This is a genomic window from Pseudomonas sp. HMWF021 (assembly GCF_003061005.1).
Lineage (GTDB): Bacteria > Pseudomonadota > Gammaproteobacteria > Pseudomonadales > Pseudomonadaceae > Aquipseudomonas.
The window spans coordinates 1-4,382 of the sequence record NZ_QAIK01000170.1; the positions used below are offsets into that span (position 1 = coordinate 1).

7 protein-coding genes are annotated in these 4,382 nt (G+C 61.3%); 1 reads left to right on the forward strand and 6 read right to left on the reverse strand.

What is annotated here, in order from left to right; genetic code table 11:
* The coding region (locus DBR18_RS24460; protein WP_108592246.1) for a DUF6124 family protein at nt 1-266 on the forward strand (266 nt) is incomplete at its 5' end.
* 177 nt (nt 267-443) lie between these two features.
* On the opposite strand, the gene flhB is transcribed toward DBR18_RS24460, so the two are convergent.
* The 6 genes from flhB to fliN are packed head-to-tail and all read right to left on the reverse strand — an operon-like array spanning nt 444 to nt 4,311.
* Nucleotides 444-1,583 (reverse strand): flagellar biosynthesis protein FlhB, encoded by a 1,140-nt coding sequence (gene flhB / locus DBR18_RS24465; RefSeq protein WP_108592247.1) that lies wholly within the window; start codon nt 1,581-1,583, stop codon nt 444-446.
* Between the two features lie 3 nt (nt 1,584-1,586).
* On the reverse strand, nt 1,587-2,372 hold the full coding sequence (fliR, locus tag DBR18_RS24470; protein ID WP_108592248.1) for a flagellar biosynthetic protein FliR: 786 nt from the start codon (nt 2,370-2,372) through the stop codon (nt 1,587-1,589).
* Between the two features lie 3 nt (nt 2,373-2,375).
* On the reverse strand, nt 2,376-2,645 hold the full coding sequence (gene fliQ / locus DBR18_RS24475) for a flagellar biosynthesis protein FliQ (protein WP_064586586.1): 270 nt from the start codon (nt 2,643-2,645) through the stop codon (nt 2,376-2,378).
* A complete protein-coding gene (gene fliP, locus DBR18_RS24480) occupies nt 2,642-3,400 on the reverse strand; it encodes a flagellar type III secretion system pore protein FliP (RefSeq protein ID WP_003222895.1) in 759 nt (252 codons plus the stop codon). Before fliP ends, fliQ begins: the two co-directional genes overlap by 4 nt.
* Complete coding sequence (gene fliO / locus DBR18_RS24485; RefSeq protein WP_108592249.1) at nt 3,400-3,852, reverse strand: flagellar biosynthetic protein FliO; 453 nt, start codon at nt 3,850-3,852, stop codon at nt 3,400-3,402. Before fliO ends, fliP begins: the two co-directional genes overlap by 1 nt.
* A complete protein-coding gene (fliN, locus tag DBR18_RS24490; protein WP_003222891.1) occupies nt 3,853-4,311 on the reverse strand; it encodes a flagellar motor switch protein FliN in 459 nt (152 codons plus the stop codon).
* Nucleotides 4,312-4,382 lie beyond the last annotated feature (71 nt).

Consider the following 4,382-nt stretch of genomic DNA (forward strand, 5'->3'; position numbering starts at 1 on the left):
CCCTCGACCACTACCTCTGCTCGCCCGGTGCCACGCCCATTCAACGTAAAACCCGCTCGATGTACGCCGTCACCGCCGACTTCAAAAACGAAGAACTGCTGGCCGATGCCAGCGAAACACTCGCCTCAGCCAGAACCATCGCCAATGACTTCGCCCATCTGATACCGGCGTCGCAGCGCAGGACGCTGCTGGGCATCGCGCAATTGATCATGCTCGGCGAGCTGGCGGTGAATCGGGCGTTGGATAATCTGCAGTTGCCGCAGTAGAACGCTTCTCTGCCCTCCCCTGTAGGAGCTGCCGAAGGCTGCGATCTTTTGATCTTGTTTTTAAGATCAAGATCAAAAGATCGCAGCCTTCGGCAGCTCCTACAGGGGGGGATTTTTGTTCAGGCATAAAAAAACCGCCACCCCGTTAAATCGGGGTGGCGGTTTTTTTTGGCAGACTCAGGAATCACGCCGCAGATCTGGCGGGATCGGCAAATCGTCCTTGAGCGGATCCGGGCGTTTGCCCTTGCCGGCGCGGTACTGGCGGATCTGGTAGACGTAGGCCAATACCTGAGCGACCGCCAGGTACAGGCCGCCGGGGATTTCCTGCTCCAGTTCGGTGGAGTAGTAGATCGAGCGCGCCAGCCCCGGCGATTCGAGGAGCATGACGTTGTTGGCCACGGCGATTTCGCGGATCTTCAGCGCGAGGAAATCGCTGCCCTTGGCCAGCAGCACGGGCGCGCCGCCCTTCTCCGAGTCGTACTTGAGCGCAACCGCATAGTGGGTCGGGTTGGTGATGACCACGTCGGCGTCGGGGATCGCCGCCATCATCCGGCGCTGCGACATCTCGCGCTGGGTCTGGCGGATGCGTTGCTTGACCTCCGGCCGGCCTTCCTGATCCTTGTGCTCGTCGCGCACTTCCTGCTTGGTCATCAGCAGCTTCTTGTGGCTTTCCCACAGCTGCACCGGCACGTCCACCGCCGCGATGATGATCAGCCCGCAGGCCAGCCACAGCGAACTCCAGCCCACCAGCGTCACGCTGTGAATGATCGCCTGCTCAAGCGGTTCATGGGCGATGCGCAGGAAGTCATCGATGTCGGCCGACAACACCATCAGCGCCACGAACAGCGTGATGAGGAACTTGGCCAACGCCTTGACCAGCTCGATCACGGCCTTCATCGAGAACATGCGCTTGAGGCCCGCACCGGGGTTCATCCGGCTGAACTTCGGCGCCATGGAGCCGGCGGCGAACAGCCAGCCGCCGAGAGAGATCGGCCCGATCAACGCAGCCAGCAACAGCGTGATCATGACCGGCTGAATCGCGATCAGGGCGATCTTGCCCGAGACCAGCAGGAAGGTGCCCATGGATTTTTCGTCCATGATCACTTCCCGCGAAAGATTGAAATTGAGGCGCATCAGGTCCATCAATTCCTGCGCCAGCATGCCGCCGAATATCAGCAGGCCACCAGCGCCGGCGAGCATCACCGCCAGGGTGTTGAGCTCTTTGGAACGGGCAATCTCACCCTTCTCACGGGAATCCTTTTTACGTTTCTCCGTGGGGTCTTCTGTTTTGTCCTGACCGCTTTCGCTCTCAGCCATGCCTCAGCGCGCCCGTGCCAGTTCGCGTAGCAACTGCAAGGCCTCGGAGGCCAGCGGCTGATACTGATTGAGGATGTCCGCCAGACCGACCCAGACGATGAACAGGCCCAGCACCAGAGTCAGCGGGAAACCGATGGAGAAGATGTTCAGTTGCGGCGCGGCGCGGGTCATCACGCCGAACGCGATGTTGACCACCAGCAGCGCGGTGACCGCCGGCAGCACCAGCAGCAACGCCGCCCCCAGCACCCAACCGAGCTTGCCGGCCAGCTCCCAGTATTGCGCCGTCATCAACCCGCCGCCCACCGGCAGCGTGGTGAAGCTTTCGGTGAGCACTTCGAAGACCACCAGATGGCCGTTCATCGACAGGAACAACAGGGTCACCAGCATGGTGAAGAACTGCCCGATCACGGCCACCGACACGCCGTTGGCCGGGTCGACCATCGAGGCGAAGCCCATGCCCATCTGGATCGCGACAATCTGCCCGGCCACGGCAAAGGCCTGGAAAAACAGCTGCAGGGAAAACCCCAGCACCGCGCCCACCAGAATCTGCTCGGCGATCAGCAACCAGCCACTGAGAGCCAGCGGATTGACCGCCGGCATCGGCGGCAGCCCCGAGGCAATGCACACGGTAATGGCCACAGCGAAATACAGACGCACGCGGCGCGACACCAGGGTGGTGCCGAATACCGGCATGACCATCAGCATCGAGGCGACACGAAACAGGGGCAACATGAACGACGCCACCCAGGTACTGATCTGGGTGTCGGTCAGCTGAAGCAGCGATTGCATGGCTTAGCCGATGACCATCGGAATGTTTTTGTACAACTGAATGATGTATTCCATGAACGTCTGCACGATCCACGGACCTGCGACGATCAGGGTGACCAGCATCACCAGCAGACGCGGCAGGAAGCTCAGGGTCTGTTCGTTGATCTGGGTGGCGGCCTGGAACATCGCCACCAGCAGGCCGACCAGCAGGCTCGGCACGACGAGGATTGCGACCATCATCGTGGTCAGCCACAGCGCTTCACGAAAGATATCGACCGCCACTTCCGGCGTCATGGCGAAACACCTCCGAAGCTACTGGCCAGGGTGCCGATGATCAGCGCCCAGCCATCCACCAGTACGAACAGCATGATCTTGAACGGCAGCGAAATGATCAGCGGCGACAGCATCATCATACCCATCGCCATCAGCACGCTGGCCACGACCAGGTCGATGATCAGGAACGGGATGAAGATCATGAAGCCGATCTGGAACGCGGTTTTCAGTTCGGAGGTAACGAACGCCGGCACCAGAATGGTCAGCGGTGCCTGATCCGGGGTGGCGATGTCGGTACGCTTGGACAGACGCATGAACAGCTCCAGATCGCTGGTGCGGGTCTGGGCGAGCATGAAGTCCTTGATCGGTACCTGGGCCTTTTCCACCGCCTGTTGCGCGGTGAGTTTTTCCGCCAGATACGGCTGCAGCGCATCGTTGTTCACCCGGTCGAACACCGGGGCCATGATGAACATGGTGAGGAACAGCGCCATGCCGGTGAGGATCTGGTTCGACGGCGTCTGCTGCAGACCGAGGGCCTGACGCAGGATCGAGAAGACGATGATGATCCGGGTGAAACTGGTCATCAGGATCACGGCCGCCGGAATGAAGCTCAGAGCGGTCATGATCAGCAGGATCTGCAGGCTGACCGAATACTCCTGCGCGCCGTCGGCGTTGGTGCCCAGCGTGATCGCCGGAATCGACAACGGATCGGCGGCGAATGCCAGCGGCGCGGCCAGCATCAGGGCCAGCGTCAAGACGATGCGTAGCGCACCCATTACTTCTTATCCTTCTGATCCTTGCCGAGAATCTTCAGCAGATGCTGGGCAAATTCCGGGGTCGCTTTTTCGCTGCTGCTCGGCACTTGCACCGGCTCCTTGAGCACATGCAGCGCGGTGATGGTGCCAGGGCTGAGGCCTAACAGAATCTGCTCGTTGCCGACCTGCACCAGCATCAACCGGTCACGCGGGCCGAGCGCGCGGGAGCCGATCAGCTCGATCACCTGGCCCTTGCCCGCCGGCCCCGACTGTTGCACCCGGCGCAGCAGCCAGGCGAGGAAGAAGATCAACCCCAGCACCAGCAACAGACCAAGCACCAGTTGCGTCAGTTGCCCGGCCACGCCGCTGTTGACCATCGGCGCGGTGGCAGCAGGCACGGTCGTCGCCGTCGACGGCTCGGCGGCCAGCACGCTCAATGGCAATGCCAGCAATGCCCAGAGAAACCGTTTCACTCAGCGCAGCTTCTTGATGCGTTCGCTTGGGCTGATCACGTCGGTCAGGCGAATGCCGAACTTCTCGTTGACCACCACCACTTCGCCGTGCGCAATCAGCGTACCGTTGACCAGTACGTCCAGCGGCTCACCGGCCAAGCGATCCAGCTCGATCACCGAACCCTGGTTCAGTTGCAGCAGGTTGCGAATGTTGATGTCGGTGCTGCCCACTTCCATCGAGATCGACACCGGGATGTCGAGGATCACGTCCAGGTTCGGACCGTCCAGCGTCACCGGATCGTTGTTTTTCGGCACGCTGCCGAACTCTTCCATCGGCAGACGGTTGGAGCTTGCGGCGCCAGCGTCGGCGGCCAGCAGCGCGTCGATGTCGGCCTGGCTGCCATCACCGGTCTCTTCCAGGGCCGCAGCCCATTCGTCGGCCAGTGCCTGATCGTCCTGGGCGTTCATTTCGTCGTTCATCATTTGTCCTCGGCGGGCAACAATTCAGTTAAATGCGTGGGGGTGAGAGCGGCGCTTCAGCGCCGCTCGAT

Coding starts and splice junctions, on each gene's coding strand:
- flhB (WP_108592247.1), bottom strand. CDS start 1,583: ATGGCTGAGAGCGAAAGCGGTCAGGACAAAACAGAAGACCCCACGGAG.
- fliR (WP_108592248.1), bottom strand. CDS start 2,372: ATGCAATCGCTGCTTCAGCTGACCGACACCCAGATCAGTACCTGGGTG.
- fliQ (WP_064586586.1), bottom strand. CDS start 2,645: ATGACGCCGGAAGTGGCGGTCGATATCTTTCGTGAAGCGCTGTGGCTG.
- fliP (WP_003222895.1), bottom strand. CDS start 3,400: ATGGGTGCGCTACGCATCGTCTTGACGCTGGCCCTGATGCTGGCCGCG.
- fliN (WP_003222891.1), bottom strand. CDS start 4,311: ATGAACGACGAAATGAACGCCCAGGACGATCAGGCACTGGCCGACGAA.